The sequence below is a fragment of the Geomicrobium sp. JCM 19038 genome (genome assembly GCF_000698125.1).
Taxonomy (GTDB): Bacteria; Bacillota; Bacilli; order Bacillales; family Marinococcaceae; genus Geomicrobium_A.
Genome location: NZ_BAXA01000001.1, coordinates 318,638 through 338,212 on the forward strand (window position 1 = coordinate 318,638; position 19,575 = coordinate 338,212).

The window sequence follows — 19,575 nt, forward strand, 5'->3', positions numbered from 1 at the left end:
TGCCCTACGTTCACGTAGGGCAATTAAGGAGATAATCACTTTGAGTCAAACAGTCGTGGTTATTGGGATGGGGCTAATAGGAGGCTCCATTGCACAAGCCATTAAAAAGAGCAATCAACAGCATAAAGTGATTGGTGTTGATTTGGACGAACGAACATTGGAACATGCGAAGTTGCTTCATGTAATTGATGAGCAATCGACATCAATTAAAGAAGCGGCAGCAGTCGCAGATACAATCGTGATCGCAACGCCTGTATCGAAAACCGTTGAGATTATCAGTAATCAATTACTCGATGTTGAACTTAAAGATAACGTCGTTATTACTGACGTTGGTAGTACGAAGTTAACGGTTATGAAAGCCGCAGAGAAGTTGGTTGAGCGAGGGGTTGTCTTTATCGGTGGGCACCCGATGGCAGGTTCTCACAAAAGTGGTGTTCACGGTTCTAGAGCAGATTTGTTCGAAAATGCGTTTTATATTCTCGTTCCACCTGAAAATCAAGAGAGTGAGGACGCAACTGAGCACTTGAAACAGCTATTAGAAGGTTCAAATGCGAAGTTTGTGACAATGGACGCAAAAAGTCATGACGTGATGGCGGGAAGTGTTAGTCACTTGCCACATATCGTTGCATCAGCTCTCGTGCATCAATTAAAAGGATTAGAAGAAGAGCATCCAATGATTACGAACTTAGCAGCAGGTGGGTTTAAAGATATTACCCGTATTGCTTCTGCAAACCCAATTATGTGGCGAGACATTTTATTGCACAACAAGGACGTATTGCAAACGATGATGGAAGAATGGCGAGACGATATGGGGCGTGTAACCGAGCTGATTAAAGCTGCGGATGCTAATGGTCTGCACGCATTCTTTGCTGATGCAAAGCGTCACCGCGATGGACTGCCGGTGAAGAAGGCAGGCGCGATCCCGACACTAAATGACTTATATGTTGACGTTCCTGACCACCCTGGTGTCATCTCTGACGTTACCGGTTATTTAGCAGAGTGTGAGATTAGCATTACGAACATCCGAATTATTGAAGCGAGAGAAGACATTATGGGTGTTTTACGATTGTCATTTCGCTCGGTTGAAGAACGATCGCGTGCAGAAGCGTGTTTGCAAAGTCATAAATTTACGACATACGTTGGCGAATAGGAGTTGAGACGAGTGAGTGTAGAACAAAATCAAACCGATGTTAGAAGCTTAAGCGGTACGATAACTGTGCCTGGTGATAAGTCGATTTCACATCGCGCCGTGATGTTTGGAAGTATAGCAAATGGAACGACAACGATTCGTGGTTTTTTAATGGGAGAAGATTGTTTAAGTACGATCCAGTGTTTCAAGCAACTTGGTGTTCGCATTGAGCAAGTTGACGATGAGATTATCGTTCACGGAAAAGGCATTGATGGACTTACAGAACCAAGTGAAGTTTTAGATGTTGGGAATTCAGGCACGACGATTCGTTTAATGCTAGGCATTCTTTCAGGTCTTCCTTTTTACCAAACCGTTATTGGAGATGAATCGATTGCGAAACGACCGATGAAACGGGTTACGAAGCCTTTAAAGTCGATGGGCGCAACGATTGATGGACGTGATGAAGCGAACTTAACTCCTATTTCTGTACGAGGAGGAAACTTAACAGGCATTACGCATACGTCACCGGTTGCGAGTGCCCAAGTGAAAAGCAGTATTTTGTTAGCTGGTCTTCAGGCAAAGGGGGTCACAACCGTGCTTGAGCCCCATCGTTCGCGAGACCATACTGAACGTATGTTACAAGCCTTTGGTGTAAACTTACTCATAACAGAGACGGGTGTCTCAATTGAGGGTGGTCAATTACTTCAAGGGGGCGGCGTTGTGAACGTCCCAGGAGACATTTCTTCAGCGGCATTTCCGCTCGTTGCGGCAGCAATTGTCCCTAAAAGTGAAGTGACGATCCAAAATGTGGGAATTAACCCGACGCGAGCAGGTATTCTTGATGTACTCAAAAAGATGGGTGCTCAATTGACGGTATCTAATGAACGTGAACAGAGCGGCGAACCTGTCGCGGATTTGACGATACAATATAAGAAGTTAAACGCTACGACAATTGATGGGGAATTGATCCCGCGTTTGATTGACGAAATTCCAGTTCTTGCAGTGCTTGCAACACAAGCAGAAGGCAAAACGGTTATTAAAGATGCAGAAGAGCTGAAATACAAAGAAACGAACCGTATTGATACGGTTGTCGACCAACTTATGAAGATGGGTGCAGATGTGACGTCTACGGATGACGGAATGATCATCAATGGTCCGACGCCTCTTCATGCGGCTCGTGTAGATTCATTTGGTGATCATCGGATCGGGATGGCGTTTGCGATTGCAAACCTCATTGCAGAAGGAGAAACGACAATCTTGCGTAAAGAGGCGGTTGCTGTTTCTTACCCGAACTTTTTTGATATGCTCAAAGACTTGTCACGCTAGAATGAAAGCCCTCCACACAACACGGCGGAGGGCTTTATAAAATAAAATAATAATTTTTCTGAAAACCCCTTGACCTTTTTAAGAAGTTGCGTATACTAATAGTTAGCGTATGGTTTCTCTCCACTCCTATCCATAATCTAGAGCGCTATTTTGCTCGGTCCGAATTGTAAGCGTTTACGCTTTATGATTCGGGCTTTTTTTTTTGATTTTGTGAACAAGTTTTGCTACGATGCCCATTATCAATTTACTTATAGCAAAAAATATGGAAGAATGACCAATTGTTCACTTCCTTGTAACGTTCAAACGTAGCCATTGTTCGTCGGTTTTTGCTATAATGAAGAAGGAATTTAGATCGGTAATGGAGGGGTTGTATGCAAGAGCAGCTAATGGAAGCTGTACAACTCATTGAAGAAGGCGATGTTGAGAAAGGACTTACGATTCTTAGCACACTTGAAAATCATGAAGATGACGATACACAGTTTCAAGTAGCCGCGATTTATCAAGAACTTGGACATGCACAAAAAAGCATGGCGATGATTGATGAACTACTCGTGAAGTTTCCGAATGAAGGAAGCTTACTTACGTTAAAAGCAGAGGCTGCGATTGACCTTGATGAAGAAGAGACGGCAATTACGAGTCTAGAGAACATTGACCAAAGAGACCACGCTTATGTAGAAGCACAAATGTTACTTGCAGACTTGTATCAATTGCAAGGGCTAGAAGAAGTAGCCGAACAAAAGCTGTTCAAAGCGATGGAAGTTGCTCCAAAAGAGCCGGTTCTACTTGCAGGTATCGGAAGTTACTATGTTGAACAAGGAAGCTACCAGAAGGCAATCCCGTATTTGAAGCAAGCGATTGAACATGGGTTTTCCTCTGAAGAAGCGAACATGAACTTATTGCTAGCAGAAAGCTATAGCAATACAGGTGAATGGGAGACCGCTCTCAATTACTATGAAGATGCGGTTGATGAACGTGCTGAACCGAGAGCGTTGTTCGGCTATGGGTTTACTGCCCTTCAAGCTGGAATGACGGAGACTGCAATTGAACAGTTAGAAGCACTTCGAGAGAAGGACCCTGCCTTTACGAGTCTTTACGTTCCGTTAATTGAAGCGTATGAGCAAGAAGGAAACGCTGACAAGGCTTTAGAACTCACACGAGCAGGTCTCGTTCAAGATGAAGAAAATGAACAGTTGTATTTAAAAGAAGGACATCTAAACCAAACAAAAGGTGCAACTGACGAAGCGACACGTGCTTATTTACGTGTGCTTGCTTTAAATCCTGCGAACCATAAAGCCGCTTCGCAACTTCTAGAATTGTATTATGAACAAGAAGATGCCGAAGAAATTAAGGCTCTGATTAATCGTTTGAAAACGAGTGGAGAAGAAGATCCACTGTTTTTATATTACGAAGGCAAAGCAAAGCAACTTGATGATGATGTAGAAGGTGCGCTAGTTTTGTTTGAACAAGTACAAGAATACCTTTCTTCGGATGGATTAGCGATGGAAGAGTACGGCTACTTGTTACTTGAAAATGGTAAACGTGAAGAAGCAATGACTGCTTTTAAACGCGCATTAGCTTTACAAGACGATAATCAACAACTAAGAATGTACGTGCATTCGTTGCAAGAAGAGGAGTGGTAAGATGCGTTTTCAAACGAGTGATATCGATACGTATCAACAGTCAAAAGCCTATGTTGATACGATGCTCGTCCCGTTGTTACCTGTAGCGCTAGACGATGACTTAAGACAGAAGGTTGCCATGGGAGAATACATTTCTCTCGTAACGATGGAAATGGAAAAGCAATTTAGAGGAAGGCTCATGCAACTGCCTCCACTTATGTATTTGTCTAGTGAATCAGTAACAGAGATTGGGGAACGCTTAGGCATGTGGGCGGATGCTTTCAAAAAAGATGGCAAAAATCATGTGATCTGGATGACAAGTGATCCTGCATTAAAGCAACTAGAAAACCAAGTTCCAGGCTTATTGTTATGGATTCCACATTTGCCAATTGAGCACTTGGACCCGAATTATCGTAGTAAAACAATTCGTGACCAAATGCAGCAATTACTTCCAGATGTGATGGCAGAATGGCGTAAAGAGGACAGTCTTTAATATATTTCTCAAAATAGCTTTGTGAAAAGATTGACATGTCCAAAACGCCTACGCTATCATGTATATGTCTTAGTCTTGTAAATGGAAAGAGAGCGAGTCATGGTTTTACGCGTGAATGGTTTCACAACTACCCTTGATCAGCTCTTGCGCAGTGCAAAATTTGCATTGATTTTGCAACGTAGGGGGGGAACTTAAGTGAGTGAGAAAAATCACAACGTATCAAGACGTCAATTTCTAACGTATACGCTCATGGGTGTAGGCGGTTTCATGGGTGCTGCAATGGTCATGCCTATGGTTCGTTTTGCGGTAGATCCAATTCTGCAAGCCGATGCTGCCGGCGACATGAATGAGTTAACAGCGCTTTCCGATCTAACAGAAGAGCCGCAAGCCTTTTCTTTAACGTATGAAGTTGAAGATGGCTGGGTTACACAAACGATGGAAGACACGGTTTGGGCATATTTGAGCGGTGATGAAGTAGTTGCATTGTCTCCAACTTGTACACACCTTGGTTGTACAGTTAACTTTGGTGGCGATGAGAACAATCCAGATCAATTTTTCTGCCCGTGCCACTTCGGACGGTTTGAGATCGACGGAACGAATGTGCCAGGCACACCGCCAACAGAGCCACTACATCGTTATGATACCGAAATTCGTGATGGCGTAATTTATGTTGGGCGGCCACAACCACAACAGTAGGAGGGGCACGAAGGATGTTACAACGTATCTATGATTGGATCGACGACCGTATCGATATTACGCCAATTTGGCGTGACATCGCCGATCATGAAGTGCCTGAGCATGTAAACCCGGGACATCATTTCTCGGCGTTTGTCTACTGCTTTGGTGGCTTGACGTTTTTTACTGTCGTTATTCAAATTCTTTCCGGAATGTTCCTTACAATGTATTACGTTCCGGACATTGTTAATGCACACGCGTCGGTAGAATACTTACAGAGTGAAGTAGCATTTGGTATGATCGTTCGCGGGATGCACCATTGGGGTGCCAGCGTCGTTATTGTCATGATGTTCCTGCATACTTTACGTGTTTTCTTTACCGGCTCATACAAGAAACCTAGAGAAATTAACTGGGTTGTCGGTGTACTTATCTTTTTCGTGATTTTAGCATTAGGTTTAACAGGGTACTTACTACCTTGGGATATGAAAGCTTATTTCGCAACTCAAGTAACGCTAGAAATTGTCGCCAGCGTTCCCGTTGTCGGGGATACGCTCGAAACATTAATTGCCGGTGGGGAAGTCATAGGTGCGCAAACGTTAACACGATTCTTTGCGATTCACGTATTCTTCTTGCCAGGGGCTTTACTTGGATTAATAGCTGTTCACTTTATTATGATTCGTAGACAGGGCATCTCCGGTCCACTATAGGAATTAGTGAGATTGCCCCTCAATTAACATCAAAGGAGGGGAACAGATGAAACGCGGTAAAGGTATGAAGTTTGTCGGAGACTCGAGAATTCCTGCTCGCGAACATCGGATGAATAATACGCCTAAAGATTATTCGGAGTACCCCGGCAAAACTGAGGCATTCTTTCCGAACTACTTATTGAAAGAATGGCTCGTCGGTGCTGTATTCCTCATCGGCTTTCTCTGCTTAACGGTTGCCCACCGGCTCCGCTTGAGCAGCCTGCCGATCCGAATGCGACTGGTTATATTCCTGTTCCGGACTGGTTCTTCTTATTTCTATACCAACTCTTAAAGTATCCTGCTGCAGCTGGTAACTTAACGATCCTCGGAACTGTTGTCATTCCTGGTCTTGCTTTTGGTGCGTTACTATTAGCACCTTGGCTTGATAAAGGACCAGAGCGACGTCTTTCTAAGCGTCCAATTGCAACAGGGATGATGCTCCTTGGTTTCATGTCTGTAGCATACTTAACTTGGGAAGCAGGCGACCAACACGAGTGGGGTGGCGCTGCATCAATTGATGACGACGTACGAGAGATCGATACGAGTCATCAAGGGTATGATATGTACGTAGAAGAATCCTGTATATCGTGTCACGGTGATAACATGGAAGGTACAGCCATGGGACCAGACCTTTATGACCTCGGCTACGATGCTGAAGGTATTGCACAAATTGCAGTTGAAGGTATTGGTGAAATGCCACCGATTTACGACCTTGAAGACGGTTCTGAAGAAGAATTAATGATTCTTGCAGAATACGTACTTGAACAAGGAAGTTCAGAAGAAGGCGCTGAAACAGATGATGAAGAATCTGAAGAAGGTGCAGAAGAAGAAAACGGCGAGGATGCTGAAGAAGACGAAGAAGCAGACGCTTAAGCGATCTACTAAGAAAGAGCTGACATGGATGTCAGCTCTTTCTGCATTATGTTAGTAAAGTGAGGCCATAAATATGATTCGCACATTAATTCATGTCGTAGGTCACCCGTTCGGATTATGGGCGTTGTTTATTATAAATGCGCTCGGGACATTATATGGCTTTGTTTGGTATGAAAGTCAATTGCTCGTCACACCAACGATCTTCATACCGTTTGTACCAGATAGCCCGACTGCTAGTCTGTTTTTTACAGCGGTTTTAGCGGCGTTATTGCTACGTAAAAACTCAGGCTTATTAGAGGCGCTTGCGGCTGTTACACTTTTTAAATACGGCATTTGGGCTGTGTTTATGAATGTGGGTGCAGGTGCGATGGGAGCGACTCTTACGTGGCAGAATTATATGCTCATCGCATCACACGCGGGAATGGCGATACAAGCTCTGTTGTTTTTACCGTATTATCGGATTAAGCCGTGGCATTTAATTGCAGCTGCTGTATGGACGGTACACAATGATATTATTGATTATGTATTTGGTATGCATCCGGGCGTCCATAGTGTACTCATGCCACACATCGATGTGATTGGGTATTTCACATTTTGGTTAGGTTTACTCGGTGTATTTATCGTCTACTGGTTTAATATTCGCAGTGATCGTTATCATTTGAAGTTGCCTCGATAATGAATGCAGGTCTACTCTTGTCCTTTTCTACATAGGATTTTGTAATGGGACAAGAGAGGGGCTTTGCAGTGCATAGAAGGATAATGTTTCTATTCGGTGCGTTGTTCTTACTAAGCTTTGCGATGACAACAGATGCGACCATTGCGGCAGAAGATGATCGCGAGGAGTGGGTGCATCTACACGTCCAAGCCGAAGACGTCTTGCGAGACGTTACTGAAAAGCGGTATGAACAAGCTCGAAAGACCTTAAAAGAAATGTCAAAGCCGATAACGGATGCAGACTATAGTGCGGTCTCTTTAGACATACATGATCTGAGCATTCTAGTGACAAGCTATGAGAGAATGGAACAAGCGTTAACGAGTACGAGTTTGCCTCATGAAGAACGAGTACGCGAAGCACATCGGTTCTTTTACTTAATCAATGCCGTCATTCACCCAGTGGAGCCGAAGTGGTTAGAAACACGAGATGATGTGCTCGGACAACTTGAAGACGTGCGAAAAGCGGTAGAGCGCGATGATTCGGTATTGTTTCAACGTTTGTGGAACGAATGGACGTTAGAATTTCATAAAGTCCAAGCTGCCATGATGCTGAGGAAAACGCCTTCAGAACAAGAAGAATTGCGGTCTTTGTTACAGTTTATGACAGACCATAGACATCGCCTCGTAGAAGGGGATGAAGCAGAACCTTTTTTCAAGGCGCTCGTATTTGAGATTACACGATTGTACAACATGGAAGAGAAAGAAAATGACCCTTCACTAATCAGTGTTATTATTATGGTCGGTTCAGCAATTGTTGCATCTTTAACGTATGTTGGCGTCAGAAAGTACAAAGGTCAAAAAGATCGAGAACGAGGCTGATTTGTTGACGATGATCGACTAGGTTTTGTAAACTAGTTTATAAGGAAATGTGGAGGTGCAAACATGTTCAGTCCTATGGCATTTTTAATATATTTTGGTTTGATTTTAATCATTCCAATCTATGCGCAAATGCGAGTGAAATCAACGTTTAATAAATATTCTCAAAAACAAAGTAGCTCGGGCATGACAGGTGCTCAAGTCGCACAGAAGATTATGCAAGATAACGGGATTTACGATGTAACAGTAGAACCTGTTAAAGGGAAGTTAACGGACCATTATGATCCGTCAAAGAAAGCGGTTCGTTTATCTGAAGACAATTATTACGGTACATCGATTGCAGGGAATGCCGTAGCGGCTCACGAAGTTGGACACGTTATTCAAGATGCACAAGACTACAGTTTTATGCGTCTGCGCTCAAGGCTTGTACCGTTTGCAAGCTTCGGTTCGAACTTCTCGTTTATTTTCATTATTGCAGGTATGCTTTTAGGCATGTCTCAACTGCTCTTAGCTGGGATTATTTTCATGGCTGCAGCAGTTGTATTCCAACTCGTAACGTTGCCAGTAGAGTTCGATGCATCGAACCGGGCAATGGGACAGATGACCGCAAGTGGAATCATCCGAAATGATGAGGAGAAGAGCTCAAAGAAAGTGCTGAACGCAGCGGCATTAACGTACGTTGCTGGTGCACTCGTTGCGGTCTTAGAACTTGTGCGTTTCATTCTCATGTATGTTATGGCAAACAATGATTAAGAAGAAAGAGCCCAATCTCAATAGATTGGGCTCTTCTTTTAAGGTAACGGCTGTTTCTTATCATCAAGTGTAAATCCTTCACCCATCACATCTTGCACGTTAGAAATTGTAATAAATGCGTGGGGGTCTGTTTTTTCAACGAGATTTTTTAAGCGAACCGTTTCATTCCTTGCAATAACACAGTAAAGTACTTCTTTTTCTTTACCCGTAAATGAACCACGTCCAGTTAAAATCGTTGCCCCTCGGTCCATTTCCATAAGAATGGCATCCGCAATTGCGCCTGTGTTCTCAGAAATAATAAAGGCTGCTTTACCTGAATAGGCACCTTGTTGAATGAAATCAATGACTCTTGCGGCTACAAACACGGCAACGAGTGTGTACATCGCTTGACGATAGTCTAAGTAAACGAGTGAACTGGCGATTACGACTGCGTCGACCATAAACAGTGTACGGCCCATACTCAAGCCAAAGTACTTAAATCCGAGTTTGGCAATAATATCGGCACCACCAGTCGTTCCGCCGACTCGAAACACGATGCCAAGTCCAGTACCGATAAAAACACCAGAGAAAAGCGCTGCAAGTGCTAAGTCATCTTGTAGTGGTAAGTAAATAACAGGGAATTCTTGAAAAATCCATAGAAATAATGAAATACCAAGAGTTCCAATAATTGTGTAGACGAACAAGGTACGCCCGAGTATGCGGTAGCCTAAAATAAACATAGGGATATTCAAAACGATGTTTGAAATGGCAGGGTCAATTGACCAAACAAAATAGAGAATTAGCGTAATCCCTGTAAAACCGCCATCAGCTAAGCTGTTTTCCATGTTAAAATAGACAAGTCCGAAGGAAACGAGCGCACATCCGAGAAGAATAAAGAAAATGCGTTTCGCATGCATTAACCAATAAGACACGCCCACTCCTCCTTTTGATCTAGATAATGATAACTTCCACATTATAGTTGAAATTAGACATGGTATCAAATACCATCAAGTATTGAGGCAAAGGAGTTGACGTAATGATGACTAAAAAAGATATGCAAACGATGCAACAAGAAGTGGATCAATACATCGGCCAATTTAAAGAAGGTTACTTTTCCCCACTTGCCATGCTTGCTCGAATGACAGAGGAAGTAGGAGAGCTTGCGAGAGAAGTGAATCATTCTTATGGTGAAAAACCTAAAAAAGTAGAAGAAGACGACAAAAAAGTAGAAGAAGAACTAGGAGATCTACTCTTTGTCCTTATTTGCTTTGCAAACTCTCTCGACATTGACTTAACCGAGAGTTTTGATACCGTTATGAATAAATTTGCAACACGAGATCGTGATCGCTGGACGAGAATTGATGAAAGTGGGAATGAATAATGGCAACAGTAAAAGTGATCCTTGCAGGACCAAGAGGTCAAATGGGAATGGCTGCACGAAGAATGATTGCGGCGACTGAGGCGTTTGAAACGATCGCCTACCTTGATCGCAAATCAGCAGAAGAAAGTGGCTTGCAAGAAGGAATTCCGGTTTATACTGATGCAACGGAATGCTTCTCTATGCATGAAGCAGACGTTCTCATCGACTTAACAACACCGGAAACAGCGAAAGAACATTTGAAGCTAGCGATTGAACATAGCATTCGTCCAGTCATCGGCACAACTGGTTTTACCGATGAAGAGATTGACCAACTACGAAACCTTACAGAAGAGAAACAATTAGGTGCTATGATCGTTCCGAATTTCGCCTTAGGCGCTGTGTTGATGATGAAGTTCTCGCAAATTGCTGCGAAGTTTTACAGTGACGTAGAGATTATTGAACGTCATCATGACAATAAGCTTGATGCACCGTCTGGGACTGCACTAAAAACGGCAACTTTGATTTCAGAAGTGCGTAATGAGAAAGTACAAGGACACCCAAATGAAACGGAAACATTACGAGGAGCTCGGGGTGGCGATGTGGAAGGCATGCGCATCCATAGCGTTCGTCTACCAGGTTCTGTTGCTCACCAAGAAGTCATATTTGGTGGACATGGAGAGACGTTAACGATTCGTCACGATTCCATGAACCGTGATTCTTTTATGCCTGGAGTGAAGTTAGCTGTAGAGACAGTCATGAAGTCGTCTACGTTAATTTACGGTTTAGAAAATATCATCGACTAGAGGGGTTATAGGATGAACATCGCACTGATTGCTCACGACAAGAAAAAAGATGACCTAGTAAACTTTGCAGTCGCTTATCGAGACGTTTTTGATGGCCATACGTTGTACGCAACAGGAACGACAGGGCGTCGCATTATTGAGGCGACGGGCCTTTCAATCCAATGTGTCCAATCCGGCCCACTCGGCGGCGACCAACAGCTTGGTGCACTCGTTGCAACCGATCAATTAGACCTTGTGTTGTTTTTTCGTGATCCACTCACCGCACAACCACATGAACCAGACATTACAGCGCTTATCCGATTATGCGATGTTCATCACGTACCGGTTGCAACGAACATGGGCACCGCAGAAATTCTCGTGTTCGGCTTAGAAAAAGGAAAGCTCCTTTCAAAAGAAGTACGACAAGGAAATGTCGAGTAATGGAGCCACTAAAAATTGGGATTACATGTTATCCTCAGTGGGTGGGTCTGGAGTTGTTGCAACCGAACTTGGAATCTCACTCGCTGAGCGTGGTCATGAAATTCATTTTATTACATCTAGCTTGCCCTTTCGATTGCAAGAAGTACATCCGAATATATTTTTTCATGAAGTTGTCGTTAATCAGTACCAAGTGTTTCGTTATCCGCCATACGATTTAACGCTCGCAAGTAAAATGGCTGAAGTTGCTAAAAAACACGAGCTTGATTTATTACACGTCCATTATGCCGTTCCTCACGCTGTGTCAGCAGCGCTTGCAAAAGACATGTTAAAAGGCGATATCAAAGTGATGACAACGTTGCACGGAACGGACATTACCGTTCTCGGTGAAGACCCTTCGCTTGCAAACATCATCCAACTTGGGATTGAACGCTCAGATTGTGTGACAGCTGTTTCGAAGTTTCTGTCCAAACAAACGAAAGAACAGCTCGATGTGACAAAAGAAATTGAAACGGTGTATAACTTCGTTGATGAGAAAGAAATCCAAGACATTGACCGTCAAAGCATCCGTCAGAAGTTCGGAATTCAGCAAGACGAAAAAGTAATCGTACATATGAGTAATTTTCGAGGCGTAAAGCGGGTCGAAGATGTGATTCGTGCATTCCAAATCGTCCAAGGTCATATTCCAAGTCGCTTGTACTTTATCGGCGATGGACCTGAGCGAAATACAATGGAGAAGCTTGTACAACAGCTCGGTTTATCGGAACGCGTTTTCTTTCTTGGAAATCAGATGCAAGTGTTTCAGTTGTTATCAATGGGCGATGTGAAAATGTTATTGTCCGAAAAAGAAAGTTTCGGTCTAGCAGCACTTGAGGCGATGGCTGTTGGCGTTCCTGTTGTCGGGTCGAATATTGGTGGGATTCAAGAAGTCATTGAAGACGGTGTAACGGGACGCGTTGTTCCAGTTTATGATTATGAAAAAGCTGCTGAGGCGACGCTTGATATCCTCTCAAATGTAACGGTCCATGAACAATACCGAGAACAAAGTCAACATCGAGCACTCAAACGGTTCAGCAAACAATCGATCGTGCCAGAATATGAGCGGTTATATGAACGGATGTTGCATTTGCCATGATCGTATCACGTGCAATCCAGTATGGCTTTGAACAATTGTTAACCGCGCATGTTGAGGTGTATCTTGTTGGTGGCGCCGTTCGCGATCTGTTCCTTAAAAAAGAGAGTGCAGATTTTGACTTTGTGACGACAGAACCGCTAGACAAGCTTCATACACGAGTGAAACACGCTACCTACATTGATACGAACCAACCGCTCGTAACAATTAATTCACCGTATGGTATGTTTGAAGTATCCGCTCTAAACGGTCGGCTTTACGATAACTTGTCGGCTCGAGATTTTACGATGAATGCGTGTGCCCTTGATGCGAATGGCGTTGTTATTGATCCTTTTCACGGTAGAGCCGCCTTAGAAAAGGGGCAATTGCAAACGGTCAGGCCGATGAGCCTTCGTGAAGATCCGTTAAGAGTGTTGCGTGCCATTCGTTTTTCTGTAGAATACGATCTAACACGAACAACAATAAGACAAGAAATGGACGGTGCGAAGGCATCGATTCAACAAGTAGCAAACGAACGTATTGGCAAAGAAGTAGCGCGTGCCATCATGAGTGACAGTTGGCTTACCATTTTTGAACAATTATGTGAGGAACAAATTCTACCTGCATTTGCCTCATGTTCTAAGCTAGAGGTTGCCACTGTAGATCTTAACAACCCACTTTCTCAAATGGAACGCTGGCTCGTCGTGCATCAGCTTCTAGGCATTGAGGAAGTGGGTTTTCCATATAAGCCTGGGGTTACGGCAAAGGATATCACAAAAAAGTAACTCAATTGCTTCAAGTAGTGAACAGAAGAGTAGAACGAATGCCAACAGATGTTGAGCTATTTTACGAAGGGCTTGTGAACCATCTTACTGCTGAAAATGTCCATCGAGCAATGACAGCTCAAGGTAGGTCAAGGCATAAGGAATTGGTGAAGCGTTTTAATCAGTTACCGATTCAATCGCTACGTGATCTAGCAATTACACCAACACAAATGATTAAAGAGTTACATGTTAAGCCTGGCCCTTGGATTCAACGTCTGTTACATACGCTCGCTGTGTTTGTGATCAACAAGGAAATTGTAAATGACAAGAAACTACTACTCCATAAAGCAAGGGAGCTATACGATGAAACGTCAATTACTTGATGTATTAAATAGAGAAACAACCTTTGTGTCGGGTCAACAGATGAGTGAACAGTTGCACGTAAGTCGCACGGCTGTTTGGAAGCAAATTGAAGAGCTTCGAAAAGAAGGTTATGTCATTGAAGCTGTCTCAAGAAAGGGTTATCGCTTAATTTCCAGACCAGATGCGTTAAATGAAGCTGAAATTCGCTCAGGTCTTACATCAAAAGCATTTGGTCAATCTGTGCATTATGAGAAAGTCGTTGATAGTACACAACGTATCATTAAAGATTTACACCGTAACAAAGCCGCGCACGGAACGATTGCCGTCTGTGAACAGCAAACAAAAGGACGAGGACGTTTAAACCGCCCATGGCAAACAGAAATGGGTCAAAATATTATGTTCTCAACACTCGTTAAACCGGATATTTCATTGCAACTTGCTCCGCAAATGACACTCGTTGCAAGCATCGCTGTCGCAAAAACGGTAGAGGTGGTTACAGGCGAACAAGTGAGTATTAAATGGCCAAATGACATTTATTTGAATGGTAAAAAGATCGCTGGAATTTTAACAGAAGTACAAGCAGAAGCGAACTGTGTTGAGATGATGGTCATTGGAATTGGCATGAATGTGAATGAGTCTAAACAGAGCATCGAAGAGAACGATTTAAGCGAGAAAGCAACATCGCTTTCTATTGAGACAAATAGAACGTACAACCGTCGTGATGTTTTGCAACAATTACTCATCAATTTTGAGAATGAGTACGAACGCTGGCTATCTGTTGGGTTCGCATCAATGAAAGCGGAATGGGAAGAGCGAGCACATCTTTATCAAAAACGTGTAACCGTGAAAAATGTTGACCGAGAGCAAGTCGGTACGATGGTCGGCATTACCGATGAAGGTGTCTTAAAGTTGCAAGATGAAAACGGTGACGTACACCTCGTGTATAGTGGAGATTTACATTAGTGCTATACATGGAATTTTGCTATACTAAGTCTGTAGAGACGATATCCATATGGAGTCGTACTCGAAAGAAAGAACGCTTTGCTTGAGTACTAATTCGCCTTGATCTGAAAAGACAGGGACGGAGGGATCACATGTTACTCACAATAAAAACAAATAGACAGAGTCACGGTCCCTCCACATTTTATTGGAGGAGATGATGTTTTGAAACAGACCGTAGACTTTTTAAAAATGAAACGAAATCAAGAAATGATTACGATGGTTACAGCTTATGATGCACCGACAGCTAAAATCGTAGAAGACGCAGCGATTGATCTGATTTTAGTCGGGGATTCTCTCGGTATGGTCGTGCATGGTCATCAAGGGACACAGCCGGTAACACTCGACGATATGCTACTTCATACGAAAGCCGTAGCAAGAGGAGCAAAGCAGACCTTTATCGTGAGCGACCTGCCGTTTATGACGTACCATCGTTCCATTGAAGATACGGTAACTAATGCAACAACGCTCGTCCAAACGGGTGGCGCACATGCGGTTAAGCTTGAAGGTTGCACAGGACTTATTTTAGACAGCATTGAGCGACTAACGAGTGGTGGGATTGCGGTTATGGGGCATCTCGGATTAACACCACAATCTAGCACCGTGTTAGGTGGATTTAAAGTTCAAGGTCGTGGAGAACAAGAGCGAACAAAGTTAATTGAAGATGCGAAACGCATTGAAGCTTCTGGTGCGTTTGCTCTTGTTGTTGAATGCATCCCAGAATCATTAACGAAAGAGCTTAAAGACATTTTAGCAATTCCGGTCATCGGAATTGGTGCTGGCAAAGCAGACGGTCAAGTACTCGTTTTCCATGACCTTGTTGGCTTAACGACAGGGTACATTCCGAAATTCGCTAAAACGTATGCAAATGTCCACGACGTGATGCTGCAGGCTGTGGAACAATACCGCGACGATGTTTTGCGTGAGTCGTTCCCAGATGAGCGGTATACGTTTAAAGATGCGAAGAAAGAGCGGAGCACAAGCGTATGATCATATGTCGTACGCAGTCCGAGTGGAAGAAAGAACAACAAGTGCTTCAAGACCAACCCGGAACGTTTGCCCTCGTTCCGACGATGGGAGCGCTTCATGAAGGACATTTAACCCTCATTCGAGAAGCGAAGCAGCACCACGCACGAGTTGTGGTGACGATCTTTATAAACCTCTACAATTTGGGGCTAATGAAGATTTTGATTCGTATCCACGTACAGAAGATCAAGATCTTAAGCTGTTGCAAAGAGAGGGAGCAGATGTTGTCTGGTTACCAGGCGTTCAGGATTTATACAAAGAAAAGCAAATGATTACGATGAACACATCGCCACTAGGAGACCAACTTTGTGGCAGCAAACGTGTCGGTCATTTTGATGGAATGGCAACGGTCGTCATGAAGTTTCTTCAACTCGTTGCTCCTGATGCCGCTTACTTTGGAAAAAAAGATGCTCAACAGCTCGCAATTATAAAAAAGATGGTTCAAGATTTTCATATACAAACGACAATTGTTGGTGTTAACACTGTAAGAGACGATGACGGACTTGCGTTGTCTTCGCGTAACGTTCATTTAAATGAGCGAGAACGGATCGATGCGCCAATTCTTTATAAGGCGCTAATGTCAGGCGTTAATGAAACCGCGCATACGTCCAACGCACAGCTCATTACAAAAAAAGCCATCGATCAACTAGAAGGTAGTCTCGCATCAATTGAATACGTAGAGCTCGTAACGTTTCCGAACTTAGAAACTGTTCATTCGTTAGAAGAGGGAAATCGTTATTTGTTAGCAGCGGCAGTTCAATATGAACGTGCGAGATTGATTGATAACATCATATTTACGATGTCGTAGTTTCAGGAGGAAGTTATGAAAGGTGACCGTTATGTCGTCATAGACGTAGAAACGACGGGAAACCGTCCAACAACAAGTGATCGAGTCATAGAAGTCGGCATGACGGTCATTGAAGGATTGGAAATTGTCGATTCGTTTTCTTCTTTTGTGAATCCAAATCGAGACATTCCATTGTTTATTGAACAACTAACCGGAATCTCTGAAGAAGATGTAGAGAATGCCCCTACATTTGATGAGATTGCGCCAAGAATACTTCAAGCACTTGATGGGGCTTGTTTTGTCGCTCATCATGTTGACTTTGACTTATCGTTTATTAATGCAGAATTAGATCGTGCGGCTACGCCCAGTTCGAAGGGGAATTGTTAGATACAGTAGAGATGGCTAGAATGCTGTATCCAACGTTTGAAAGCTATCGTCTTCAAACGCTATCCGATATTTTCGAGTTTAGCCATGAACAACCACACCGTGCAGGAAGCGACGCTTATGTTACGGCGAAGTTGTTGATTGAGATGTTTACTAAGCTCTCGGCATTGCCGCGAGAGACGGTTCATCGAATGAAGCCTTATACAGAACAGATGTGCAATGGCTTGCATCGAATCATACACGAAATCGATGTGTACAATTTTGAACAGGCTGACCGATCACTACCAAACGATGTTGAGATTTACCGAGGTTTTGCGATTAGAAAACGTCAACAACATAGTGAATCGACTCAGGCAGCATCGGCACAATCATTTGATGCGGCTCTTTTTTTTGGTGAGGAAGGATTGCTCAGTAAAACGACGAGGAATTACGAAGAGCGTGCTGGACAAAGTACAATGAGTACAGCTGTTTGGAAGGCAATGAATAATGAGGAACATCTTCTATGTGAAGCGGCAACGGGTACAGGAAAAACGCTTGCGTATTTGTACCCTGCACTCATGAAAAGCCTTGAAGCAAATCGTCCGACGGTCATTGCGACTGAAACGATTGCACTCCAACAACAAATTGTAGACCGTGAGATTGTTAAGCTAAACGAAGCGTTAAATGAAGACATTAACGTCGCGATTCTTAAAGGTCGAAGTCATTATTTATGTTTGCAGAAGTTCGAGCACTTTCTAGATCGAATGCCATCTTCGTATGATGAGCATTTATTTGCAGCGCAATTGCTCGTCTGGCTCGTTGAAACGATTGACGGGGACATTGAGGAATTGAACTTGCCTAGTGGTGGCTATACGCTTTGGGAAGAGCTTAAGAGTGATTCTTACACGTGTTCACACGCAGGTTGTTCCTACTATAATCGTTGTTATTATCATCGTGCTAAAGAACGCGCTAAACACGCGCAACTTATCATTACGAACCACTCTCTGTTATTTACCGATCGATTCTCATCAAGTGGAATCTTACCGAAGTACGATACCGTCATCTTTGATGAGGCTCATCAGATGGAAGACACCGCCGGGAAGTATTTAGGATATGAAAGCAACTACCAACAACTCGTCCGTTTAATTAGTCGGTTTGGGTTGCAAGATTCAGATGGGCTGTTGTTTGAAATTGAACGTTCTCTAAAAGGGAAATCAATCACCCGATATGATATGGAATGGGTTAGAAATCGAAAACAAGAGCTTTATCATTTGCAAAGCGAATGGCTACAGCTGTTCCAAACGTTGCAAAACATCGCCAACAAAAAACCTTCAGCAACGATTCATTACCGACCATCGCAGTATGAAGGTAAGTTTGTCATGGAAGTTGTTGAGCGAATCAGTTATATGATTGATACGCTGCAAAAAGAGTGGTTGAATTGCATTGCTCAACTTGAAGACCAACACCCTGAAGAATCTACGTTATGGCGAAAGGTAAGTCAGTTAATTGACGACTTTACCGATGAAAATGAAACGCTTAGACAATTGCTCGTTCATGAAGTCGAAGAGCACGTGTATTGGATGGAAGCAGGTAAAACGAATGCGTTTGATCGATTAACGTTGTATCGTCGTCCAATTTCCATTGCGAGCAGCATGCAGTCGTACTTTTTTGATGAAGTGAAAAGTGTCATCATGACTTCTGCAACTCTCACAGTGAAAGATTCATTCTCGTTTATTAAAAACACGTTAGGGTTACCAAAAGAAAATGTGAATGAATTAAAAGTAGAATCACCATTTTCTTATGCGAAGCAAGCGCAGTTGCTCGTTCCGAGTGATTTTCCTGATATTAAGCAAGAAGAGGAATACATTGACTCACTTTCAGAGTTCATTAGTATGCTAACGTCTCATGTGAATGGAAAGATGCTCGTCTTATTTACGTCATATGACATGTTGAAGAAAACGTACAATCAAGTGAAACCGCAACTTGAAGATTTGAATTATGCGTTGCTTGCACAAGGGGTTAAGGGAGAACAACGAACAAGACTTGTGAAAAACTTCCGCAAGTATGAACGGGCAATTTTGTTTGGTACGAGTACATTTTGGGAAGGTATTGACTTGCCGGGAGAAGATGTTCGTGCGTTAATTATCGTACGTCTTCCGTTTACACCCCCAAATGATCCAGTTTATCAAGCAAAAGCAAATGAACTAACGATGCGAAATGAAAACTCATTTCAAAAGCTCGCCATCCCTAAGGCCGTTTTGCGCTTTAAGCAAGGCTTTGGTCGATTAATTCGTACGAAAGACGATCGCGGACTCGTCTATGTACTCGATAAGCGGTTAGTGGAAGCAAGGTATGGCAATAGTTTCATTCGTTCATTACCAGAAATTCCCCATACGTATACTTCCACAGACGAGATTTTGTCGATTACGAGTGATTTTTTTGAGGAGTAAGGAGAGGGC

At 43.1% G+C, this 19,575-nt stretch carries 20 protein-coding genes and 2 pseudogenes; 21 read left to right on the top strand and 1 reads right to left on the bottom strand.

The window, feature by feature from the left end; genetic code table 11:
• Window positions 1-40: 40 nt before the first annotated feature.
• The 10 genes and pseudogenes from JCM19038_RS01750 (at window position 41) to JCM19038_RS01795 (ending at window position 9,144) form a co-directional block, all read left to right on the top strand.
• Window positions 41-1,150, top strand: a complete 1,110-nt coding sequence (locus JCM19038_RS01750; RefSeq protein WP_081831529.1) for a prephenate dehydrogenase — start codon at window positions 41-43, stop codon at window positions 1,148-1,150.
• A 12-nt stretch (window positions 1,151-1,162) separates the two neighbouring features.
• A complete protein-coding gene (gene aroA / locus JCM19038_RS01755; RefSeq protein ID WP_042413846.1) occupies window positions 1,163-2,455 on the top strand; it encodes a 3-phosphoshikimate 1-carboxyvinyltransferase in 1,293 nt (430 codons plus the stop codon).
• Between the two features lie 371 nt (window positions 2,456-2,826).
• A complete protein-coding gene (locus JCM19038_RS01760; RefSeq protein WP_042413850.1) occupies window positions 2,827-4,095 on the top strand; it encodes a lipopolysaccharide assembly protein LapB in 1,269 nt (422 codons plus the stop codon).
• Window position 4,096: 1 nt separating this feature from the next.
• Complete coding sequence (locus tag JCM19038_RS01765) at window positions 4,097-4,567, top strand: YpiF family protein (protein WP_042413853.1); 471 nt, start codon at window positions 4,097-4,099, stop codon at window positions 4,565-4,567.
• Between the two features lie 249 nt (window positions 4,568-4,816).
• Window positions 4,817-5,263, top strand: coding sequence for a ubiquinol-cytochrome c reductase iron-sulfur subunit (locus JCM19038_RS01770; RefSeq protein ID WP_042414309.1), 447 nt, complete (start codon window positions 4,817-4,819; stop codon window positions 5,261-5,263).
• A 14-nt stretch (window positions 5,264-5,277) separates the two neighbouring features.
• Window positions 5,278-5,949 carry a menaquinol-cytochrome c reductase cytochrome b subunit gene (gene qcrB, locus JCM19038_RS01775; protein ID WP_042413858.1) on the top strand — a complete coding sequence of 224 codons (672 nt, stop codon included), beginning with the start codon at window positions 5,278-5,280 and terminating at the stop codon, window positions 5,947-5,949.
• A gap of 46 nt (window positions 5,950-5,995) precedes the next feature.
• Window positions 5,996-6,861: pseudogene (locus JCM19038_RS01780) on the top strand (c-type cytochrome).
• 73 nt (window positions 6,862-6,934) lie between these two features.
• Window positions 6,935-7,537 (top strand): DUF1405 domain-containing protein, encoded by a 603-nt coding sequence (locus JCM19038_RS01785; protein WP_042413860.1) that lies wholly within the window; start codon window positions 6,935-6,937, stop codon window positions 7,535-7,537.
• A 68-nt stretch (window positions 7,538-7,605) separates the two neighbouring features.
• Window positions 7,606-8,394, top strand: coding sequence for a sporulation protein YpjB (locus JCM19038_RS01790; RefSeq protein ID WP_193745016.1), 789 nt, complete (start codon window positions 7,606-7,608; stop codon window positions 8,392-8,394).
• Between the two features lie 75 nt (window positions 8,395-8,469).
• The gene (locus JCM19038_RS01795) at window positions 8,470-9,144 is read left to right on the top strand and encodes a zinc metallopeptidase (protein WP_042414311.1); all 675 of its coding nucleotides are present in this window, start codon (window positions 8,470-8,472) and stop codon (window positions 9,142-9,144) included.
• Window positions 9,145-9,182: 38 nt separating this feature from the next.
• Here JCM19038_RS01795 and JCM19038_RS01800 read toward each other — a convergent pair whose 3' ends face one another.
• Entirely contained in the window at window positions 9,183-10,040 is an 858-nt protein-coding gene (locus tag JCM19038_RS01800) for a YitT family protein (RefSeq protein WP_042414314.1), read from the bottom strand.
• A gap of 119 nt (window positions 10,041-10,159) precedes the next feature.
• Here JCM19038_RS01800 and JCM19038_RS01805 point away from each other — a divergent pair, with 119 nt between their 5' ends.
• The 11 genes and pseudogenes from JCM19038_RS01805 (at window position 10,160) to dinG (ending at window position 19,566) form a co-directional block, all read left to right on the top strand.
• A complete protein-coding gene (locus JCM19038_RS01805; RefSeq protein ID WP_042413864.1) occupies window positions 10,160-10,504 on the top strand; it encodes a nucleotide pyrophosphohydrolase in 345 nt (114 codons plus the stop codon).
• Entirely contained in the window at window positions 10,504-11,286 is a 783-nt protein-coding gene (gene dapB, locus JCM19038_RS01810) for a 4-hydroxy-tetrahydrodipicolinate reductase (protein WP_042413866.1), read from the top strand. The genes JCM19038_RS01805 and dapB overlap by 1 nt, the downstream gene beginning before the upstream one ends.
• Window positions 11,287-11,298: 12 nt before the next feature.
• Entirely contained in the window at window positions 11,299-11,706 is a 408-nt protein-coding gene (gene mgsA / locus JCM19038_RS01815; protein ID WP_042413868.1) for a methylglyoxal synthase, read from the top strand.
• 25 nt (window positions 11,707-11,731) lie between these two features.
• Window positions 11,732-12,838 (top strand): N-acetyl-alpha-D-glucosaminyl L-malate synthase BshA, encoded by a 1,107-nt coding sequence (bshA, locus tag JCM19038_RS01820; protein ID WP_307189927.1) that lies wholly within the window; start codon window positions 11,732-11,734, stop codon window positions 12,836-12,838.
• Window positions 12,835-13,599: a CCA tRNA nucleotidyltransferase gene (locus tag JCM19038_RS01825; protein WP_042413870.1), complete on the top strand. Its 765-nt coding sequence runs from the start codon at window positions 12,835-12,837 to the stop codon at window positions 13,597-13,599. The genes bshA and JCM19038_RS01825 overlap by 4 nt, the downstream gene beginning before the upstream one ends.
• Before the next feature lie 17 nt (window positions 13,600-13,616).
• A complete protein-coding gene (locus JCM19038_RS01830) occupies window positions 13,617-13,961 on the top strand; it encodes a hypothetical protein (RefSeq protein WP_193745017.1) in 345 nt (114 codons plus the stop codon).
• Window positions 13,942-14,904: a biotin--[acetyl-CoA-carboxylase] ligase gene (locus JCM19038_RS01835; RefSeq protein ID WP_042413877.1), complete on the top strand. Its 963-nt coding sequence runs from the start codon at window positions 13,942-13,944 to the stop codon at window positions 14,902-14,904. Before JCM19038_RS01830 ends, JCM19038_RS01835 begins: the two co-directional genes overlap by 20 nt.
• A 201-nt stretch (window positions 14,905-15,105) precedes the next feature.
• Entirely contained in the window at window positions 15,106-15,930 is an 825-nt protein-coding gene (panB, locus tag JCM19038_RS01840) for a 3-methyl-2-oxobutanoate hydroxymethyltransferase (RefSeq protein ID WP_042413880.1), read from the top strand.
• A pseudogene (panC, locus tag JCM19038_RS01845) lies at window positions 15,927-16,774 on the top strand (pantoate--beta-alanine ligase). Before panB ends, panC begins: the two are co-directional and overlap by 4 nt.
• A 15-nt stretch (window positions 16,775-16,789) precedes the next feature.
• Window positions 16,790-17,140, top strand: coding sequence for an exonuclease domain-containing protein (locus tag JCM19038_RS20250; RefSeq protein ID WP_052360931.1), 351 nt, complete (start codon window positions 16,790-16,792; stop codon window positions 17,138-17,140).
• A complete protein-coding gene (gene dinG, locus JCM19038_RS01850; RefSeq protein WP_052360933.1) occupies window positions 17,134-19,566 on the top strand; it encodes an ATP-dependent DNA helicase DinG in 2,433 nt (810 codons plus the stop codon). The genes JCM19038_RS20250 and dinG overlap by 7 nt, the downstream gene beginning before the upstream one ends.
• The last annotated feature ends 9 nt before the right edge of the window (window positions 19,567-19,575 follow it).